This window comes from Serratia sp. BW106 (genome assembly GCF_002607755.1).
GTDB lineage: Bacteria > Pseudomonadota > Gammaproteobacteria > Enterobacterales > Enterobacteriaceae > Serratia > Serratia proteamaculans.
In genome coordinates this window covers 43,217-63,047 of sequence record NZ_MCGS01000041.1, presented here as the reverse complement: position 1 = coordinate 63,047, position 19,831 = coordinate 43,217, and the positions used below count along the sequence as shown (strand labels likewise).

Sequence of the window (19,831 nt, the reverse complement as noted above, 5' to 3'; positions counted from 1 at the left end):
TAAAATGGTGGGCCGTGCGGGATTGATTCGGCCTTTGGCCTCACCCTGCGGGCAACGCTGCGCGTTGTCGTATCGCTGCGCGATGCTCGAACCTGAACGCAGGATCTCACCCACACGGTTCGGGTAATATTCCAGCTAGGAGTTTTTGAATAAGGAAGAGTATTTCTTTAAGAATGGTGGGCCGTGCGGGATTCGAACCTGCGACCAATTGATTAAAAGTCAACTGCTCTACCAACTGAGCTAACGGCCCACTGAGGGGATACTGCTGAACCGCGTAAGCAGGAGAGGAACTCACTGCAATAATGGTGGGCCGTGCGGGATTCGAACCTGCGACCAATTGATTAAAAGTCAACTGCTCTACCAACTGAGCTAACGGCCCACTGACGTGGTTTACTGCTGAACAACCAATACAAAACCGAAGCCCGTATTGAGGAAAAACAATTCTGAAATGGTGGGCCGTGCGGGATTCGAACCTGCGACCAATTGATTAAAAGTCAACTGCTCTACCAACTGAGCTAACGGCCCACAGCAGTGGTGGGTGATGACGGGCTCGAACCGCCGACCCCCTCCGTGTAAAGGAGATGCTCTACCAACTGAGCTAATCACCCACTAGTGTGGTTACTGCTACTACTTCAGAAATTGGTGGGTCGTGCGGGATTATTCGGCTTGCGCCTCACCCTTCGGGCCATCACTTCGTGATGTTGTCTCGCTTTGCGAGACTCGAACCTTTACGGTTCTCACCCTTACGATTTCACTTCATTTCTTATTTCAGGAATTGGTGGGTCGTGCGGGATTCGAACCTGCGACCAATTGATTAAAAGTCAACTGCTCTACCAACTGAGCTAACGACCCAATTTCCTTGCTGCTTTAACATCTTGCAAGATGTCTTGGCAACGGCGGCATATATTACTAATTTATCTTGGCAGCGCAACCTAAATTTATAAACAACAGGTTCAACTGCTTGTTCTTCACACGAATGAGCCCAGAAATCGGTCAAATCGACTAACTTCTGGGCTCATTTTTTTTGCTGACTAACCTGCGACTCGACTTTTCGCCTGTTTGGCCGCAGCACTGGTTGGGTATTGTTTAATCACCTGCTGGAACACGGCTTTGGCTTTATCGGCCTGCCCTTTTTCCTGCATGATGATACCCACCTTGTACATTGCGTCCGGTGCCTTAGGTGATTTTGAGTAATTCTTCACCACTACCGCATAATAGTAAGCCGCATCATCTTTCTTACCCTTGTTGTAGAACAACTGGCCGAGCCAATAGTTGGCATTAGGCTGGTAAGTCGATTTTGGGTACTGTTTTACGAAGGACTGAAAAGCGGAGATCGCCTGGTCATACTGCTTTTTTTCCAGCGCCAATGAAACAGCGGCGTTGTAATCGCTGTTTTCATCACCCGTACTGGCCGGAGCTGCTGCTGTAGCGCCCGCAGACGCGCTGTCAGCGCCGTCGGAGGACGCAGCCGCTGCTGCCCCACCTGCGGCACCCGCTGCAGCAGCGGAGCTCTGAGCGCCGCCCTGGCTGATGCTATCCATCTGTTGATAGATCTGCTTTTGGCGTTCAACAACCTGATTCAGTTGATATTGGCTTTCCTGGATTTGCCCGCGGAGTGAGTCAATGTCACGCTGGTTGTCAGAGAGTTGTTGCTGGAGTTGGTTTAAAAGCTGGCCCTGAGCATTGCTGATGCGCTCAAGTGAGGTGACACGGTCTTCGACCGAGCCGGAGCCGACATTACTGATTGGCGCTTGGGCAGTAGCGGCCCATGGGACCGCTACGCCAACCAGTAACGACAGACTCAACAAGTGACGTCTGAAGTTACTGTTCATGCGATTCTCTTAGTAAACCAGAACTGCACGACGGTTTTTAGCATAAGCCGCTTCGTCGTGGCCCAGTACTGCTGGTTTTTCTTTACCGTAAGAAACGATAGAGATTTGGTCAGCTGAAACGCCTTTACCTTGCAGGTACATTTTCACTGAGTTAGAACGACGCTCACCCAGTGCAATGTTGTATTCCGGCGTACCGCGTTCATCCGCGTGGCCTTCTACGGTCACTTTGTAAGACGGGTTGTTACGCAGGAATGCAGCGTGCGCGTCCAGCATCTGAGCGAACTCAGAGCTCACGTCATACTTGTCCAGACCGAAGTAAACAATGTTGTTCTTCTGCAGTTCTTGCATCTGCAGACGAGCTTGTTCTTCAGAAGACAGGTTGCTGCTGCCATTTTCTGTACCAGTGCCAGCGCCAGCGCCCAGACCTGATTGGTCGTTGTTTGCGCTTTTGTTAGAACTACAAGCCGCTACAGCCAGAACTGGCAGTGCCAGCAGAAGCCCTTTCAGCACTTTGTTCAGTTGCATTTCTTTAATCCTTTTATAGTTTGCCATACATATTTACACATGCATCACAGATACGGCGACCAGGCAGGTGCTTTGACCTGTCCATCAGTTGCCGGAAGACGCGCTTTAAAACGCCCATCAGTCGATACCAGTTGCAGCACGGAGCCCATACCTTGCGTGGAGCTATAGATCACCATGGTGCCATTTGGCGCAATACTAGGCGTTTCGTCCAGGAAGGTGTTGGTCAAAACTTGAACTGCACCCGATCCGAGATCTTGTTTGGCGATATGCTGAGCACCACCGTTGGTACTCACCATCACCAGGAATTTACCATCAGAGCTGACTTCAGAATCCTGATTCTGAGAGCCTTCCCATGTCAGACGCTGTGACGCGCCGCCACTGGCACTGATTTTATAAATCTGCGGTCTGCCGCCCTGATCGGAGGTATAGGCCAGAGACTGCCCATCCGGGAACCAGGTCGGTTCGGTATTGTTGCTGCGCCCGTCGGTGAGTTGGGTGATCTGGCCAGAGCCAAGATTCATCACGTACAGGTTCAGGCTACCGCTTTTGGACAGTACAAAGGCCAGGCGGCTGCCGTCCGGTGAGAACGCCGGTGCCCCGTTGTGACGCGGGAACGAAGCGATCTGACGGATAGCACCGTTAGCCAGGGTCTGTACCACCAGCGCAGAACGGCCGCTTTCAAAGGTCACGTATGCCAGTTTGCTGCCGTCCGGCGACCAGGCCGGGGACATCAGCGGTTCTGGTGAACGGTGTACCGTAAACTGGTTGTAGCCGTCGTAATCCGCTACGCGCAGTTCGTACGGGAATTTCCCACCGTTAGTCTGCACTACGTATGCGATACGGGTACGGAATGCGCCCTTGATACCGGTCAGCTTCTGAAACACTTCGTCACTGGCGGTGTGAGCAGAATAACGCAACCATTGTTTGGTCACTTTATACTGGTTCTGCGCCAGAACGGTACCTGGGGAACCAGAAGTGTCCACCAGTTGATAAGAGATCAGGTAACCGCCGTCTGCACCAGGTTGCACCTGACCGACCACGACCGCGTCAATGCCCAATGCAGTCCAGGCCGCCGGCGTCACTTCAGACGCGGTGGTCGGTTGCTGCGGCATGCGCGCCACGTCAATTGGGTTGAATTTGCCGCTGTTGCGCAGATCTGCGCCGACAATCTTGCCAATATCTTCCGGAGGCGTGCCTGGACCCGCCCATTTAAACGGCACCACGCCAATCGGGCGAGCGGAGTCGACCCCTTGGGTGATTTCAATGCGAACTTCCGCGTGAAGAACGGATGCCCACAGAATCAAAAAACCTAACGCAACTCGAAATGCCTGCTTCATCTCATCTCCCTTATCCAGGCGGAATGCCTGCGATAAATTAGCAGAATTTTAACAAACCAACTCAAACAAAACTACATAATCCCTGTTGGTTACCTTAGTACATCCCTGCGATATGACTTAGCTAAAACAACCATTATTGTGGCTTAAACGTAAGGGGAGCATTCTTAAACACCTCATAAACTGCCTGACTTGGCGGTTTCGGTATTTTCGCCTGCTTCGCTGCGGCTATCGCCGCCTGGCACAGTGCCGGATCGCCCCCTTCAGATTTAACATCAATCAACAGGCCATCCGGTGCCAGTTTAATTCGCAGGTCGCACTTACGCCCTTTATACAAGTCTGCATCGTAGAACTTGCTTTGAATAGCCGAAGTAATCTGCCCCAGGTAGCCGTTAATCTCAGCACCACTGGCACCCGCGGTCTTGGCATTGCCCTGACCGGCCGGTTTACCGTCACCCTTCTGCTTACCGCCACCTTTCGGCGCGTTTTTACCGTCCGCCAGGCCGCCCATAAGATCTGCAACGTCAGCCGATTCTGCAGCAGCTGCAGCGGCCGCTTTCTTCTTGGCATCAGCGGCTTTCTTGGCAGCCGCCTTTTCAGCAGCAGCGGCTTTTTTCTCAGCCTCTGCGGTCGCTTTCTTCTCGGCATCAGCCGCCGCTTTTTTCTCAGCTTTCTCGGCTTCAGCTGTCGCTTTCTTCTCTGCGTCGGCAGCAGCTTTTTTCTCTGCCGCTTCAGCAGCCGCGGCTTTCTTCGCTTCTTCCGCCTGTTTCTTGGCGGTAGCGGCTGCAGCAGCTTCTTTCTTGGCTTCGGACTCGGCTTTCTTCTGCGCGTCGGCCTGTGCTTTGGCTACCTTATCCGCTTCGGCCTTCGCCTTGGCGGCGGCAGCTTCCGCTACTTTCTGTTGTTCTTTGGCTTTCGCCGCGGCGTTCTCAGCCACTTTTTGCTGTTCAGCTGCCTGCTTTTGTTGCTCTGCCGCCTGTTTCTGTTGCTCTGCGGCCTGCTTCTGCTGTTCAGCCTGTTCTTTCGCGTCCTGGGCCGCTTTTTCCTGCGCGGTCAAACGCTCTTTCTCCAGCTCTTTCAGGCGCTGTTGTTCCGCCGCCTGCTTCTGCTGAAGTTCTTCGGCCTGCTGTTCCGCTTTTTTCTGGCGCTGCTTTTCAGCACGCTGCGCGTCGTTACTCTGCTGTTGCTGGCGGTTGTACTGCTCCACCACTGCTCCAGGATCGACCATCACTGCACCGACGACCGAACCGTCGCCGCCACCGCCGGCACTCATTTCGACGTTTTCTTGCAGCGATCCCCAAATCAGCAGGGCAATCAATACAAAGTGCAGAACGACCGAAACAATAACGGCGCGGTTCAGCTTATCGTTTTGCTCAGTTGCCTTTACCAAAATAGATTCCCAAAAACTGGTGTTGCTTATACGGGGTTCCTGCACCGCAGCACAGGAACCGGGTTGCCACTGACCTCAGGGTCAGATTGGCTGGGTCATCAGCCCCACGGAAGCGACGCCCGCCTGATGGAGAATATTCAATGCCTTGATAATCTCATCATACGGAACTTCCTTCGCCCCACCGATCAAAAAGACCGTTTTCGGGTTGGCCGCTAAACGCGCCTTGGCTTCAGCTGCAACCTGCTCCGGCGGCAACAGTTCCATGCGGTCGTGATCCACCACCATGGTGTATTGGCCCACGCCAGAAACCTCAAGGATCACCGGCGGGTTATCACTGCTGGACACCGCTTTGGAATCGGTGGCGTCCGGCAGATCAACCTCTACGCTCTGGGTGATGATCGGCGCGGTTGCCATAAAGATCAGCAACAGCACCAGCAACACGTCGAGCAACGGAACTATGTTAATTTCGGACTTCAGCTCGCGCCGATTACGTCCACGAACTCTCGCCATGCTACCTCCTACTTATTTGCTGTCGCTGGAGAAGGCCTGACGATGCAGAATAGCGGTGAACTCTTCCATAAAGTTGTCGTAATTCTGCTCAAGCTTGTTGACGCGCTGGTTGAGGCGGTTATAGGCCATAACGGCCGGGATAGCGGCGAACAGACCGATGGCGGTTGCGATCAGTGCTTCGGCGATACCCGGTGCTACCATTTGCAGCGTGGCCTGTTTCACCGCACCCAGTGCGATAAAGGCATGCATAATCCCCCACACGGTGCCGAACAGACCGATATACGGACTGATCGAACCCACGGTGCCGAGGAAAGGAATGTGGTTTTCCAGCGTTTCCAGCTCGCGGTTCATCGAGATACGCATAGCACGCGAAGCGCCTTCGATCACCGATTCAGGCGCATGGTTGTTAGCGCGGTGCAAACGAGCGAACTCTTTGAAACCAGAGTGGAAAATTTGTTCGGAGCCGGTCAGGCTATCGCGGCGCGCCTGGCTTTCCTGATACAAACGGGAAAGCTCAATACCAGACCAGAATTTGTCTTCAAAGGCCTCGGCGTCACGCGTGGCCGCATTAAGGATGCGGGTACGCTGAATGATGATCGCCCAGGAAGCCACTGAGAAGCATATCAAAATCAACATGATAAGCTTAACCAGCAGGCTGGCCTTCAAGAATAAATCTAGGATGTTCATCTCATTCACTGCTTAAACTCCGCGACAATAGACTTAGGAAGCGCTATCGGCTTCATTTGGTGTGGATCAATGCATGCAATCAACACATCGGCCTGACTCAAAAGAGTTCCGTCAGAATTGACAATACGTTGAGCAAACGTAAGAGAAGCCCCGCGCATGGAGGTGATTTCACTCTGTACTTCCAGCAGATCGTCAAGGCGAGCTGGAACCAGGTAATCCACCGTCATACGCCGGACAGCGAAGGCGACATTTTCACTGAGCAGCTGCTGTTGATGAAAGTTATGTTGACGCAGCATCTCGGTGCGCGCTCTTTCAAAAAAAGCCACATAGCGGGCGTGATAGACCACCCCACCGGCATCGGTATCTTCGTAGTAAACGCGAACCGGCCATCGAAACAACGTATTACTCACTCTACTTCCAAGCCAATGGATTTAACGGTGCTACTATACGCAAGACAGATCGGGTTGGGAATGGGTTACAACAGGGGAACGAAAATAATTATGGGCCGCGATGGCCCATAACTTGGGGATATAACGGAGATTATAAAGAAACGTAAAGTAATCCTGCGGCCAGGATCACAATTGCCGGAAGTGGCGCAAAAAAAGCTCGCCACAGGGTGCGTTGCGGTCGGAACCCGACGCCATGAACCACCCCGGCACACACTGCCCAAATAAGCAGCAGACCTTCCCATATCTCCAGCGAGCTGGTCTTCGCCGCAAAGCGGGTCGGATCCCAGAAAATACAGCCCGCCAAAATCAACGCCAGCACCAGTGAAAGGGCCCGGACCGGGCCCTTGTCAGTGATAGCGTACAGCTTGTCAGTCAGTGACAAACTCATCACTTATCGTCTTGCTGTGCTTTTGAATCTTCGTGGTGCTCAAGCGCCAGCGCCGTGATGATGCCGAAGGCACAGGCAAGAAGCGTTCCGAGAATCCAGGCAAAATACCACATGGTTTAGCTCCCTATCCTTAATACAGCGAATGCTTGTTGTTCTCGATGAAGTTCTTATCGAGACGGCCGAACATTTTGTAGTACGACCAACTGGTGTACGCCAGAACGATAGGCACAAAGATCGCCGCGACAACGGTCATCACTTGCAGCGTCAACAGGCTGGAGGTGGCATCCCACATGGTCAGGCTGATGTTAGGCACGGTGCTTGACGGCATCACGAACGGGAACATGGTCACCCCGGCGGTCAGGATCACGCAGGCAATGGTCAGCGACGAGGTCACGAACGCCAGCGCGTCTTTCGACATGCGCGAGAACAGCACCGTGAACAGCGGCAGCACCACGCCCAATGCAGGCAGTGCCCACAGCAGCGGATACTTGTTGAAGTTGATCAACCAGGCACCGGCCTGATGAGCCACTTCTTTACGCATCGGGTTAGATTCCGCCATGGTGTTCAGCGTCGAGGTAATTACATAACCGTCGATGCCTTTCACCAGCCAGATACCGCCCAACAGGAAGAACACCGCCATCACCAGCGTGGAGATCTGCGCCGCAGCACGAGCACGCAGGTGGATCTCACCGCTGGTACGCATCTGCAGGTAAGTCGCCCCCTGGGTTACCAGCATGGTCAGACTGACCACGCCCGCCAACAGGCCAAACGGATTCAGCAGTTGGAAGAAGTTGCCGGTGTAGAACAGGCGCATGTATTCATCCATATGGAACGGCACGCCCTGCAACAGGTTGCCGAACGCCACGCCGAATACCACCGCAGGCACGAAGCTGCCGATGAAAATGCCCCAGTCCCACATGTTGCGCCAGCGGCTGCTCTCCAGCTTCGAGCGGTAGTCAAAACCGACCGGGCGGAAGAACAAGGCTGACAGCACCAGGATCATGGCAACATAGAAACCGGAGAACGCCGCCGCATAGACCATCGGCCAGGCGGCGAACAGCGCACCACCGGCGGTGATCAACCACACCTGGTTACCGTCCCAGTGCGGCGCGATGGAGTTGATCATCACCCGGCGCTCGGTATCGGTTTTACCGATAATGCGCACCAGGATGCCGACCCCCATGTCGAAACCGTCGGTGACGGCGAAGCCGATCAGCAGTACGCCAATCAGGACCCACCAGATAAATCGCAGTACTTCATAATCAAACATACGTGGACTCCTGTTTAGCGCGCTTCCTGCACGGCGGCAGTCGGTTGTTCAAAGTGGTAGCGGCCAGTTTTCAGGCTGCTTGGACCCAGACGTGCAAATTTGAACATCAGGTACATTTCAGCCACCAGGAACAGGGTGTACAAGCCGCAAATCAGCCCCATCGAGAACAGAATGTCGCCCGCAGTCAGTGAAGAGTTGGCAACCGCAGTCGGCAGCACCTCACCAATCGCCCAGGGTTGACGGCCGTATTCAGCCACAAACCAGCCGGCTTCGATCGCGATCCATGGCAACGGCAGGCCATACAGCGCCGCGCGGTGCAGCCATTTTCTCTGGCCGACACGGTTGCGGATCACGCTCCAGAACGACAGACCGATGATCAACAGCATCAGCACGCCACAGGCCACCATGATACGGAAGGCGAAGTACAGCGGTGCTACACGTGGGATCGAGTCTTTGGTGGCCTGCTGGATCTGCGTTTCCGTCGCGTCGGTGACGTTCTGGGTATAACGCTTCAGCAGTAAGCCGTAGCCCAGGTCCTGCTTGGCTTTATTGAACTCGGTGCGTACCGTCGGGTCGGTATTGCCGCTACGCAGTTCTTCCAGCAGCCCATAGGCTTTCATCCCGTTGCGGATACGCACTTCATGCTGCGCCATCAGATCTTTCAGGCCGGTGACCTGGGTATCTGTTGAGCGGGTGGCAATCAGGCCGAGCGCATAAGGGATTTGGATTGAGTAGGAGTTTTCCATTTTATCCTGGTTCGGAATGCCGAACAGGGTAAAGGAAGCCGGTGCCGGTTGAGTGTCCCACTCGGCTTCGATGGCAGCCAGTTTGGTTTTCTGCACGTCGCCCATTTCGTAGCCGGATTCATCACCCAGAACGATAACGGACAGCACGGCAGCCATACCGAAGCTGGCGGCAATGGCGAAGGAGCGTTTGGCGAAAGCCAGATCACGGCCTTTCAACAGGTAGTAAGAGCTGATACCCAGAACGAACATCGCGCCACAGGTGTAACCGGCTGCCACGGTGTGAACAAACTTCACCTGCGCAACAGGATTGAGCACCAGTTCGGAGAAGCTGAGCATCTCCATACGCATGGTTTCGAAGTTAAAGTCCGAGGCGATTGGGTTCTGCATCCAACCGTTGGCGACCAGGATCCACAGCGCGGAGAAGTTTGAGCCCAGTGCCACCAGCCAGGTAACGGCCATGTGCTGCACCTTGCCCAGACGATCCCAGCCGAAGAAGAACAGGCCGACCAGCGTCGATTCAAGGAAGAACGCCATCAGACCTTCGATGGCCAGCGGGGCCCCGAAAATATCACCGACGTAGTGGGAGAAATAAGACCAGTTAGTCCCGAACTGGAACTCCATGGTCAACCCGGTGGCCACACCCAGAGCAAAGTTAATTGCAAATAACTTGCCCCAGAATTTGGTCATATCTTTATAGATTTGTTTGCCTGACAGTACATATACCGTTTCCATAATTGCCAGCAAGAACGCCATACCCAGCGTTAATGGGACAAATAAGAAGTGGTACATCGCCGTTAAAGCAAACTGTAAGCGCGACAGTTCGACAATATCAAACATCTTGACTCCTTGCTCCTCGCAGGAAGACTCCGACATGCGGTATCGATATGACCTCGGGTGAAGCTACCGGTAACGCCCCGCAGTGAATGCCCTTAAACACAACAAAAATTTGATCCAGCTTCTCCGCTTTCAACCATGCATTCGACGCGGGCCATACTGGCCAGTGCACTAAACACACCACTGAAAACCGACAACGGGTAACAAATGCAACAAGATCAACCATCCATATTCAGCATGGATGATACTCGACCAATCCCACACAATAAATAGGTTTTTACGTGATGTGGGTTAGACTTTGGGTTACAGGTCAAATTTTCCCCCAAAGAGGTATTCAGGCGTAATTTGATCTGAAACAATTTAAGCCTATCTGGATTTTATTTCCAGATTCAGCTCACAATTTCTCATAATTATCTTGTGGTTATGTTACGCAATGGTTTCGTAGTCTCTTTAGGTAATTTTTGTGTTAAATAGATGTGATATTTAATGGTTGTTTGTATTTAAATCGAAGTTGGTGTGTGACTAATGTTAGCTTTTATTAACCTGATTACAGGACAAGCTTAGCTTATTTTTTTACGCTAATAATTGTTGGCGATAAAAAAGAAAATTTATTGGTGAAGGCGGCGATCTTATACGTCTGCCACGCAGGGCCGATCCGCCGCCTGGGTGTTAACTGGCAGCCCTGACGTCGGCCACCCGCAGGGTGTAAATCATCGTGGCACCCGGCGGCACCTTCGGCGCATAGCCCTTGTCGCCATAGGCCATCTCCGGCGGTACCACCAGCATGATGGTGCCGTGGTTTTTCAGCAGGTCGATGGCTTCGCGGAACAGCGGTGGATAGGCCGCCAGAGGCTGCGATAACTGCGCACCGCTAACCTCCATGTCCTGGATCACCGTGCCGTCGGTCAGCGTTTCTTTCACCACCACCGTGACTATCGCGTCCGGCGCGATTGGGCCGCTACCGGCGGCTTCAATACGGTACCAAAAGCCGGATTCCGCCTGAACCGCGCCTTTTTGCTGCCGGAACGCCGCCATAAACTGCTGCCCACGCTGGGCCTGCGTCTTGACGGTGCGCTGCCGCGCCTGATTAACCTGCTGCTCCGAGGCCTGCAACGCCTGTTCCAGCGCCGTTTGCGACAACTGATAATCGCCGCTGAAGGCGTCCACCACCCCCGCCAGCACCTGGGTTTTGTCGGTGTTGGCGCCCCAGTTCTGGCGCTCCGCCTGCAGCAGCAAGATATCTTTCCCCAACGCCACACCAGCCGCATAGGATTGACTGGCCTGCGGGCTGTTCAGTTCCAGCGGCTGAGCCAGAGGCCCGACGCGTGCCAGCAGGGCGTCGTATTGCTGTTGCAACCCTTGTTGCTGCTGTTGAAATTGCAGTTCCGTCGGCGTGCCATGCCAGGCCCGGCTCAACCCTTGCGTCAGTTGCAGCAACGGGGTCAGATCCGGTGTTGCCTGGGCGGCCCGTTGCTGCTCGGCCTGCAGCGTCGCAACCTGCTGACGTAATTGGCTGAGCTGTGTCTGCTGTTGCTGCGACTGGGCCTCTTTTTCCTGCAGGCGCTGCTGTTGCTGTTTAAGACTGAGCGCCTGCGCCTGCCGGGCCTGCTCTTCATCCGCCTTTTTCTTTTTTTCGCTGGCGCGCTGCTGCGGGCTGACCGGCGGCGGCGCAGCCTGATAACGTTCGGCAAACTGCAACAATGCCGGAATGCCACCGCTCTGAGTGGCGGTGGTTTCTTGCCCCTGAGCGGACGGCAGGCTGCCGTACAGCAAAGCCAGCAGCACCGCTGCGCTCAGCGGGTGCCGCCGCTTCATTTACCCTGCTCCCCGGTGTCCATTAACCCGCTCAGCACATCCTGAGAAATCGCTGCACACAGGCGGCCAACCTTATAGCGATAGAGCGAGTCCAACGTATCCTGCGTCTCGGTATTCACCGAGGTACGAATACCGCCGTACTGTGCTGCCCCGGCCATTAGCCGATCAAACTCCGCCTTGCGTTGTTGATAGCGCGTGGGGCTGGCGACCTGCAGTGCCGCCAGTTCCCGCTGGCACTGGGCCAGGCGTTCGGCCTCACTGGCGCTTTGCGCGGCCGCCGGTGCTTGCGTAGTGCTTTTCACCGTCGTTGGCGTGATTGGTTTATGGCCGTTTTTGCCCTGCGGCACCACGCAGCCGCTTAACAGCGCCCCGAGCGCCAGGATTTTCCCCGCCCGTAACCCTTGTTTGATCGCGCTGTTCCACATCCCATTCATTACTTGATTCCTCCATTTAACAACCAGTGCAACAACTGCGTGTTGCGCGTTATATTTAATTTTTTCATCGCGTTGCGCTTGTGGGCGCTCACCGTTTTGGCATGCAGATGCAACTGGTGAGCTATCGCCACCGAGCTCAAGCCCCGGCCGAGCAAGCGCAAAACCCGGTGTTCCTGCGGGCTAAGCCGACGCAGGCCAGCCACCGGACAACGCCAGGCCAGGGTTCGCCGCTGCAACAGCGCATCCACCCGCGCCAGCAGTGACGCCACCGTTTCGTACGGGTCCAGCCACAGCAAGGTGCGGCAATCGGGTGGCGTAATTGGCCCGGAGTCATTTAACACCGGGTGGTGGCCGACGGGCGCAGTAATACCGGGTGCCAGTAGCACCAGATGGGTGGTATAGGGGTTTTTCGCGGCCTCGGCCGCCGTTTGCAGGCGGATACCCTGCGCCGCCAGATGTTCGCTTAGCGCCAGCCGCACCCCGGCGGCATAAAAAGCGTCGGGGCAGTTTAGGGTCAGGATCAATCGTTCCATGATTGTCGTCCGGGTTGGGTTAGTAATAACCGATGATCAGCACGCCACTGCCTTCAAAGGCTCCGGCCGCAGGGGTACCTTTAGCTTTTAGCGTAGAAGTTATGGTGGTGGTGACGGTGCCATCCTTCACAGCAATATCGCTGCCGGTGGCCAGGTCCTTACCACCTATGCTGATGGCTGCGGTTAAGTCGCCTTTACGGCCCAGATCGATCACGCTGTCATTGAGTTGTATTGTGGCGGTAGCCGCCTGATTGCAGGTAATAGAGAGGGTAGTGCTGGCGGTGGCACCATTGAGTTTGCTGCTATCTAACGTGCCGTAATCAATGGTAACTTTACCGCTGGTGGTGCAAACCAAATCAGGTGGGGGCACCTTGCCACAACTAGCTCCAATAATAGGGATAGCTCCCCCAAATATTCCTATGTCATTTTCAATAACAAACCCAACACAATTTTGATCATAGGCACCCGCCAGACCTGATGGCCCTGCCTGCCATGACCCAGACGTTCCATGCTTGCTAACCCATTCTTGTTGAGCCTGAGTAGCTGTCATGCCACTAAGTATTGTTGCAGTTTTAACATCACAAAGTGTAAGCGGAATTCTTTTTGATGGGTCAATCCTTCGGACACAAATTAAAACCCTGCATTTGCGCAGACTACAAACTGATACATTCCCATTTTCAGATGGCCATTCCCACTGACCAGTTCCATTCCAGTTCATAAAACTTGGATAACCACTTGGGGTTCTCCAACTCCTGTCGACTGAAACATAGGCTGCGGCATTAGCAGGCAATACACCAAACCCGCTGACCAAAAGCGTCACCAGGCACAGCCCTCCCAATAAGAAAGCCTGCACCATTTTTGGGGTTCGCAATAATTTCATTAGCAATTTCCAACTGTAAAATATGTTATTGCGCTGGCCGCTACGGATAATCCAGCGTAAAGGTGGCCGCGGTGCTAAAGCTGCCCAGCGTCAGGCTTTTATCGGTTATCGCCTGTGGCTCTGCACGTACATAGGCCTGCAGGTCAATTACCGTACTGCCGGCCTTGAGCGGGTACTTTTCGCTGGCCTTGTCCAACGCCAGCGCCACGCCCGCCGGGGTTTCCAGCCCAATCGCCACCCCGCCCGCCAGGCTGGCAGCGTCCAGCGCCAGCAACCCCGGAAGTTTGGTGCTCTCGGTGCCGCTAAAGGTGACGCGCGCATCTTTGGCGATCGCCGGGTCGCAACCGGTCAGCCGCAGCTGGAAAGCCTTGCCTTGGGTTCTGCCCGTACTGTACAGGTCTTTGTTGGTCACCTCGCCAAAATCCAGCAGCACCTGATCGTCACCGGCGGCCACCACGCAGGGCTCTGCCACCAGCGTGCCATGGAGCTTCATGTCGGTCGCCGCCTGCACGCCACTGGCCAGCCCGCAGGCCAACAGCCCGGCCAGCACCCTCCTTCGCTTGCTCATCACGCTCCCCTTATTGATAGTCCGCCAGCAGCGTCGCGGTGGCGTTGAACGCCCCCTCCTTCAGCTTCACCCCCGGTTTTTTCACCGGCACCGCCTGCAATATTGGCAGCTTATTGATATCCACCCCCGTCAGCCGTTGATTGATCGGCCAGGCCTTACTTCCTTGCAGCATCCGGATACCCAGATCGGTGACGTCAGTCTGCAGCGCGGCGGTATCGAACCCGCTGACGGTACCGGTCACGGTCAACCCCAGGCCCCAGCTCCCCGCCCCCGGCAGGCAGGTCACCTGGTAGCTGATGGTTTGCAGGTAATTGGTGCCGTCGACCTTGTTAACCCCCACTGCGCTACCAAAATCGATGTCGATCTCTTTGCCACCGCTGACGGTGCAGGCCGGCGGCTCCACCAGCGTACCGTGCATTTTCATATTGGCGGCCAGCGCCGCACCGGCCACCAGCCAACACATCAGCACCACCACCAACATCACAGTCCATGTTTTCATCGGTTTTCCCGTTATTGCACATCCACCATCAAGGTGGCGGTCGCGTTAAAATCCCCGGTGGCCAGCGTAGCGCCGGCCTTTTTCACCGGCACCATCTCCAGCACTGGCAGCGTTGGGTAGGTAAAGTTGAACCAGCCGTTAATCGCCTGTTTTTTGCCCCCCTTAATCAACGCAAGCCCCAGGTCGGTTTTATCGGTGGCCAATGCCGTGCCGTCAAACCCGGCGGCGGTGCCTTTAATCTGCATTTTCAGCGCATTGCTGCTGTTGCCGCTGCAACTGACGGTATAGGCCACTTTGGTTTTGTACTGGCTGCCGTTGATCAGCGTGGTTTTCAGGGTGCTGCCAAAATCGACGTCGATCTCTTTACCGCCGTTGATCACACAGCTCATGGTCTGGATCACCCCTTTGACGGTGATCGGCTCATTGGCCCAGCCCGGCGGTGCGGTCAGCAGCAGCAATGCGGCTACCGTTTTTATCCTTCTCATGGCGGCCCTCATTCATAGCTCAGGCGGAAATTCACCGTGGCGCGATAGGCACCGGCCTGCAGCGGCGCGCGGGTGCGTTCTGCGGCCACATACCACACCAGCACCTCATCGCCCGGGCTGACAAACTGCGGCGTGCCCCGGCTGCCCAGGCGCACATCCCGCTGTTGGCTGTCCACCAGCCGCAGCCCGATGCCGCTGACACCCTGCACCTTAACCAGTTGCGGATTATCCGCATCGGCCGGTGCCAGAAAGCTCATGGTCATCACCGGCTGCTGCCGACCCCAGCTCAGGTTGCCGGTGCGCTCATCGCGGCTGGCCCCGCTACCGCGCAGGCAGTCACGCAACCGCAGCGTGACTGCCGTCGCCGCGGCACGCGCCCCCACCTGGGCCAGTTGCGCCAACGGGGTTACTCCCAGCAGCACCGTTTGGTCGGCAGAGTCCATCGCCAGGCGGCAGGCCCCCTCGCTCAACACGCCACTGATATTCAGCACGCCGTTGGCCCCTTCCACCTGCCAGTTATTGGGCACCTGCCAGTTGTCGTCCGCCGCCCACAACGGGGCGGATAACAACCCCGCCAGTACCACGGCTATTCCGGTTATTTTCATCCTGCCTCCCTGCCTGATGGCCTGTTTTAGACGCCAGAGTCGGTCGATGCCACCTGGCACGCACTGCCGTTACAGCGGAATACCAACTGCGGGCGGCCGCCGTAATCATTGATATAGGTCAGCACCGGGCTGGCCCCCAACGCGCCGGCGCTGACCGTCAGCGTCGCCTGCCCCTTCGGCGGTACCATCAGTGGCTCAAACCCGGCCACGCCGCTGCCTTTTACGCTGCTGCCGGCGTCCACCAGTGTGATGTAATAAGGCGTCGGGTTATTGACCTGATAGCGATCCCCCTGGCGGGTCAAGGTCAGCTTTTCCTGCCACGGGTTAGCCAACGCCGCCTTGTCCGCCACTATCGCCTGCGGGCGGTAAAACAGTTTGATGCGCGTTTGCAGCGCAATTTGCAGCGTGTTGGGTTTGTTGCTGCGCGGCGGGATCTCGCGCAGATTGAAGTAGTACAGCGTCTCGCGATCCTGCGCCAACAGCTGAGCGGCGGGCAGCACCTGCACCTTGACCTGGCTCTCTTTGCCCGGCTCTACCCGCTGTACCGGCGGCAGCACCGCCAGCGGGCTGCTGATTTTGTTGCCCTGCGCATCCTCGATCCACCCTTGCGCCAGATAGGGCAACTGAGTGTTTTGGTTTTTAACGTTCAGGCTGACCGATTTGTCGCCGGCGTTAACGATCACCCGGGTGCGGTCCAGCGAAATGGCGGCGCCGGCCTGGCTGCTGACCCACGCGCTGAGCAGCGTGGCGACCATAAAAGCCCTGTGTTTAACGTGTTTGTTCATAGCTCACTCATGGTTAGGATGAAGAAGAAGATGAAGTGTCGGCAACGTTCAGCGCCCGGCAGGGCAACAGCAGCGCCGACTCGCCCAGCGCCGGCAGTTGCTCCGGCAGCGTAATTTCACAGCGGGCCGCGCCGTCCCAATGCACGGTCATGGTGTCGCCGTGTTGAATACCGCTGAGATAGACGCTGCCGTCATCGCTGATGATGCCGGTGTCCTGCTTGCGGGCATTGAGCACGGTCGCGCCAAACGGCGGCGTCGAGCCGTCCGCCAGGCGCACCACCGCCATGGCTTTTTCACCGGCCACCACCTCGAAGCGCCGGTAGCCGATAGCACCCTCGGTCAGGGTGGCTTGCGCTACCGAGCGGGACGCCTCTACGTTGTCGCCCAGTTGCTGTAGATCGATACTGGCGCGGTTGCGGTAGTAACTGCTTACGTCTGGCACCACCGCTTTGCCCCAGGCATTGGTACGGGTAGTCGGCCCCTGGCCGCGTACCGGCACATCCGGTACGCCCTGGGTGTCGAGCATCAGACGAGTGCCACCGGGCATGTTCATCCGGTGCAGCGCCGCGCCCTGTAGCGTGGCGGTTATGCCCCCACGCGCCGTCATCCCCAGCGCGGTATAGCGGTCGGCCTGGTAACTGACATTGCTGCTCAGTTCGGCGTTATCGCCGCTATGGGTAAGGTAACCGCTGGCGGTGGCACCGCGCCGGGCCGCGCCCAGACGCATCTGGTAGCTGTTGTGGTCATCGATACGGTCGTAATAACCCAAATCCTGGCTGTTGTTGTCGCGGTTAACGGCGGCGTTATAACTGACGGTGCCACGATCCCCCCACGGCAATGACAGTGACAGCGACAGGCCGTTGTCGATGGTCTGGTTGTACTGATTGCGGTAGGCCGACAGCGACAGGCTGACGTTTTTAATCTGGCCGACGTCGAAATAGCGCGACAACGCCAGGCTGTAACGATCGTTGGCCGGGCGCTCCCAATAGCTTTGGTGGTTGTAGTTCAGGTAGGCGCTCAGCCCCAAATCGCGGAACTGTTTGTTGAACACCACGGTGTACATCTCTTTGCTGCCGTATTGACGGGCGCCGTACAAACGGCTGACCAGATAATCCGCCATGGTCATGTAGTCGCGCTCGGAAAAGCGGTAAGCGGCGAAGGTCACCTGACTGTCGTATTCTTCAAAGTTTTTGGCGTAGCTCAGGCGATATGACGTCCCGCTCAGGGTGCCCCGTTGCTGCTGCGGTAATTCGGCCCGCGAACCGGTGACGTCGAACGACAGTGCCCCCAACGCCATCAGGTCACGACCCATGCCCAGTGACAGCGCGTTGTATTCGCGCCCGCCAATCCCACCGCCGTACAGTGACCAACCGTTGCTGACCCCCCAGGAAAACTCCCCGGTGGCAAATGCCGGCCCATCACGACGGTGTTCCACCTCGGACGGTTGCCCCATCGCCAGCTTGTAGCGCAGCGAACCAGGCCGGCTCAGGTAAGGGATGCTGGCGGTATTCAGGCTAAATTGCTGTACCGAACCGTCCTGTTCTTCCACCCGTACATCCAGGGTGCCGCTGACTGCATCATTCAAATCCTGAATACGGAACGGCCCGGCAGCCACCTGGGTTTCATACAGCACCCGCCCCTGTTGGCTGATCACCACCCGGGCATTGGTTTTGGCTACCCCGACCACTTCCGGCGCGTAACCGCGCAGATTCGGTGGCAGCATCGCGTCGTCCGACACCAGGCTGACGCCGGCAAAACGCACGCTGTCGAAAATCGTCGAGTTCAGGTAGTCCTCACCCAGCGTCAATTTGGCACGCAGCGCCGGCAACGCCCGGTAGGCGTAATAACGGCTCCAGTCCAACCGCTGTTCGTGCTGACTATTCTTCGCCGTGGAAGAGCTGGCCTGCGCCTGCCAGTCGGCGCGCAGCCGCCAGGCCCCCAGGTTGCCGCCTGCGGTGCCATTGCCACTCAGGGTTGAATCTGTACCGCGGCTCTGCTGGCGGTTGACCTGACCATTGAGGTTATAGTCCAGCAGCACCCCGGGAATGCCTTCGTCCCAGCGCGAAGGCGGATCCCAACTGTCGTCGCTGTACTCCAGATAGGCCTGCGGAATGGAGAGATAGAGTGACGAGGTACCCAGTTCACCGCGGACCGTCATGCCCTTCAGGCTGCTGAAATCCAGACAATCATCACGCCAGCGCAGCCCACTCAGCACCGCGTCTTTCAGGCCGAGCTGCTTCACCAATGCCGGTGACAGGCAGGCCACGCTGCCTTTGGGATCGTCCGGCGGGGCGGAAAAGACCACCGACTGTTCCGGCAGTTCCTGCTGGTTGATATGCATCGTCAGGGTGTAGCGGCCCGGCATGATGAAACCACTGCGGGCAAACTGGCTGAGATCGATATTGGCGCGATCTTTCACGTCCAGTACATCGGTGTTAAACACAATGTCGTCCGCCGCCAACGCCAGAGAGACCGACGCCCCCAGCGCAAGGGCAATAGCGACCCCCAACTTCGACAGGGGAGTCATGCGATAACCTGAATCTTTACCAGCCATAACCCAAAATCCTTTTTCCATTGCCGGTCAATCTGCACCGGCGCAAACCTGAACGCCTCATGCGTTCATTTATCCCTTCGGGTCAATGCAACCCGTCAGTAGTAATCCAACTTGAAACGTACTGCGGCGCGGTAGTCTCCCGGCTGTAAACGCTCAGCGTTACCGACCAGACGCAGGGTATAAGGCAGCACCAGGGTGCCGGGTTTTACCGCCTGTAGCGGTAGCGCGACGCCTGGCAACGCAATACGGCCATCACCATCGGCAATTTGCAATGCCAGGCCGTGAGCGGCACCGGCAATGCGGAACCTTGCGCCGTCCGCCGGGCCGTCGAAGGTCACCTGGAAAGTTTGCCAATCCGGCAAACGGGGATCGGGGCGCGACAGCGTGCAGTTCACCAGACGAATAGTAAAAGGTTGAGCCGGGCCCTGACCTTCACGTATCAGTTGGCCAATGGGTAAAGTGGACAAAGCAATAACTTGCGCCCGGCTGCCGAGATCAATGGCGCAGGCGGTATCGATAATCGCGCCGGTCATACTGACGCTGCCGTGACCGGCAGAGGCGGTCGGTGCTGCCTGAACGGCAGGCACTCCGGCATACATGGCCAGTAGCATCAGATAAAAAAGAGGACGAGCCATCTCCCAGCTCCTTAAGCCATGACAATCCATTGTCAGGAAATATGCGGGGCGAGCCCCGCATATGAGATAGCCG

Annotated in this window: 22 protein-coding genes, 5 tRNA genes and 2 other RNA genes; all 29 read right to left on the bottom strand. The window is 56.4% G+C overall.

Features of this window, described 5'->3' with window-relative positions; translation table 11 throughout:
• Positions 1–5 precede the first annotated feature (5 nt).
• The 29 genes from BEI65_RS22435 to BEI65_RS22295 all read right to left on the bottom strand — a co-directional run bounded on the left by BEI65_RS22435 (position 6) and on the right by BEI65_RS22295 (position 19,758).
• A non-coding RNA gene (locus tag BEI65_RS22435) (RtT sRNA) lies at positions 6–130 on the bottom strand.
• 44 nt (positions 131–174) lie between these two features.
• Positions 175–250, bottom strand: a tRNA-Lys gene (locus tag BEI65_RS22430).
• Between the two features lie 53 nt (positions 251–303).
• Positions 304–379, bottom strand: a tRNA-Lys gene (locus BEI65_RS22425).
• 70 nt (positions 380–449) lie between these two features.
• A tRNA-Lys gene (locus BEI65_RS22420) sits at positions 450–525 on the bottom strand.
• 7 nt (positions 526–532) lie between these two features.
• Positions 533–608: transfer RNA gene (locus BEI65_RS22415), tRNA-Val, on the bottom strand.
• Between the two features lie 32 nt (positions 609–640).
• Positions 641–761, bottom strand: a non-coding RNA gene (locus BEI65_RS22410) — RtT sRNA.
• Positions 762–776: 15 nt separating this feature from the next.
• A tRNA-Lys gene (locus BEI65_RS22405) sits at positions 777–852 on the bottom strand.
• A gap of 179 nt (positions 853–1,031) precedes the next feature.
• The gene (gene cpoB, locus BEI65_RS22400) at positions 1,032–1,832 is read right to left on the bottom strand and encodes a cell division protein CpoB (protein WP_099065145.1); all 801 of its coding nucleotides are present in this window, start codon (positions 1,830–1,832) and stop codon (positions 1,032–1,034) included.
• 9 nt (positions 1,833–1,841) lie between these two features.
• Entirely contained in the window at positions 1,842–2,357 is a 516-nt protein-coding gene (gene pal, locus BEI65_RS22395; RefSeq protein WP_085115631.1) for a peptidoglycan-associated lipoprotein Pal, read from the bottom strand.
• 44 nt (positions 2,358–2,401) lie between these two features.
• Complete coding sequence (gene tolB / locus BEI65_RS22390) at positions 2,402–3,694, bottom strand: Tol-Pal system beta propeller repeat protein TolB (protein ID WP_099065144.1); 1,293 nt, start codon at positions 3,692–3,694, stop codon at positions 2,402–2,404.
• Between the two features lie 133 nt (positions 3,695–3,827).
• On the bottom strand, positions 3,828–5,081 hold the full coding sequence (gene tolA / locus BEI65_RS22385) for a cell envelope integrity protein TolA (protein WP_099065239.1): 1,254 nt from the start codon (positions 5,079–5,081) through the stop codon (positions 3,828–3,830).
• Positions 5,082–5,162: 81 nt separating this feature from the next.
• A complete protein-coding gene (gene tolR / locus BEI65_RS22380; protein WP_085115629.1) occupies positions 5,163–5,591 on the bottom strand; it encodes a colicin uptake protein TolR in 429 nt (142 codons plus the stop codon).
• A 12-nt stretch (positions 5,592–5,603) separates the two neighbouring features.
• A complete protein-coding gene (gene tolQ, locus BEI65_RS22375; RefSeq protein ID WP_006324117.1) occupies positions 5,604–6,287 on the bottom strand; it encodes a Tol-Pal system protein TolQ in 684 nt (227 codons plus the stop codon).
• Entirely contained in the window at positions 6,284–6,688 is a 405-nt protein-coding gene (ybgC, locus tag BEI65_RS22370) for a tol-pal system-associated acyl-CoA thioesterase (RefSeq protein WP_085115628.1), read from the bottom strand. Before ybgC ends, tolQ begins: the two co-directional genes overlap by 4 nt.
• Positions 6,689–6,818: 130 nt before the next feature.
• Positions 6,819–7,115 carry a cyd operon protein YbgE gene (gene ybgE, locus BEI65_RS22365; RefSeq protein ID WP_012005709.1) on the bottom strand — a complete coding sequence of 99 codons (297 nt, stop codon included), beginning with the start codon at positions 7,113–7,115 and terminating at the stop codon, positions 6,819–6,821.
• Entirely contained in the window at positions 7,115–7,228 is a 114-nt protein-coding gene (cydX, locus tag BEI65_RS22360; RefSeq protein ID WP_012005708.1) for a cytochrome bd-I oxidase subunit CydX, read from the bottom strand. Before cydX ends, ybgE begins: the two co-directional genes overlap by 1 nt.
• 17 nt (positions 7,229–7,245) lie before the next feature.
• Positions 7,246–8,385, bottom strand: coding sequence for a cytochrome d ubiquinol oxidase subunit II (gene cydB, locus BEI65_RS22355; protein WP_085115627.1), 1,140 nt, complete (start codon positions 8,383–8,385; stop codon positions 7,246–7,248).
• A gap of 14 nt (positions 8,386–8,399) precedes the next feature.
• Entirely contained in the window at positions 8,400–9,968 is a 1,569-nt protein-coding gene (gene cydA / locus BEI65_RS22350; protein WP_099065143.1) for a cytochrome ubiquinol oxidase subunit I, read from the bottom strand.
• A 666-nt stretch (positions 9,969–10,634) separates the two neighbouring features.
• A complete protein-coding gene (locus BEI65_RS22345) occupies positions 10,635–11,780 on the bottom strand; it encodes an FKBP-type peptidyl-prolyl cis-trans isomerase N-terminal domain-containing protein (RefSeq protein WP_099065142.1) in 1,146 nt (381 codons plus the stop codon).
• The gene (locus BEI65_RS22340) at positions 11,777–12,214 is read right to left on the bottom strand and encodes a hypothetical protein (protein WP_232519143.1); all 438 of its coding nucleotides are present in this window, start codon (positions 12,212–12,214) and stop codon (positions 11,777–11,779) included. The genes BEI65_RS22345 and BEI65_RS22340 overlap by 4 nt, the downstream gene beginning before the upstream one ends.
• Entirely contained in the window at positions 12,214–12,747 is a 534-nt protein-coding gene (locus BEI65_RS22335) for a helix-turn-helix transcriptional regulator (RefSeq protein ID WP_099065141.1), read from the bottom strand. The genes BEI65_RS22340 and BEI65_RS22335 overlap by 1 nt, the downstream gene beginning before the upstream one ends.
• Before the next feature lie 19 nt (positions 12,748–12,766).
• On the bottom strand, positions 12,767–13,627 hold the full coding sequence (locus BEI65_RS26905; protein ID WP_157765476.1) for a hypothetical protein: 861 nt from the start codon (positions 13,625–13,627) through the stop codon (positions 12,767–12,769).
• A 40-nt stretch (positions 13,628–13,667) separates the two neighbouring features.
• Positions 13,668–14,195: a fimbrial protein gene (locus BEI65_RS22325; RefSeq protein ID WP_099065139.1), complete on the bottom strand. Its 528-nt coding sequence runs from the start codon at positions 14,193–14,195 to the stop codon at positions 13,668–13,670.
• Between the two features lie 10 nt (positions 14,196–14,205).
• On the bottom strand, positions 14,206–14,694 hold the full coding sequence (locus BEI65_RS22320) for a fimbrial protein (protein WP_099065138.1): 489 nt from the start codon (positions 14,692–14,694) through the stop codon (positions 14,206–14,208).
• Between the two features lie 11 nt (positions 14,695–14,705).
• A complete protein-coding gene (locus tag BEI65_RS22315; protein WP_157765475.1) occupies positions 14,706–15,179 on the bottom strand; it encodes a fimbrial protein in 474 nt (157 codons plus the stop codon).
• Positions 15,180–15,187: 8 nt separating this feature from the next.
• On the bottom strand, positions 15,188–15,784 hold the full coding sequence (locus BEI65_RS22310) for a fimbrial protein (protein ID WP_157765474.1): 597 nt from the start codon (positions 15,782–15,784) through the stop codon (positions 15,188–15,190).
• A gap of 26 nt (positions 15,785–15,810) precedes the next feature.
• Positions 15,811–16,539: a fimbria/pilus periplasmic chaperone gene (locus BEI65_RS22305; RefSeq protein ID WP_369804780.1), complete on the bottom strand. Its 729-nt coding sequence runs from the start codon at positions 16,537–16,539 to the stop codon at positions 15,811–15,813.
• A 43-nt stretch (positions 16,540–16,582) separates the two neighbouring features.
• Positions 16,583–19,123, bottom strand: coding sequence for an outer membrane usher protein (locus BEI65_RS22300; protein WP_099065135.1), 2,541 nt, complete (start codon positions 19,121–19,123; stop codon positions 16,583–16,585).
• 95 nt (positions 19,124–19,218) lie between these two features.
• Positions 19,219–19,758, bottom strand: a complete 540-nt coding sequence (locus BEI65_RS22295) for a fimbrial protein (RefSeq protein WP_157765473.1) — start codon at positions 19,756–19,758, stop codon at positions 19,219–19,221.
• Positions 19,759–19,831: the final 73 nt, after the last annotated feature.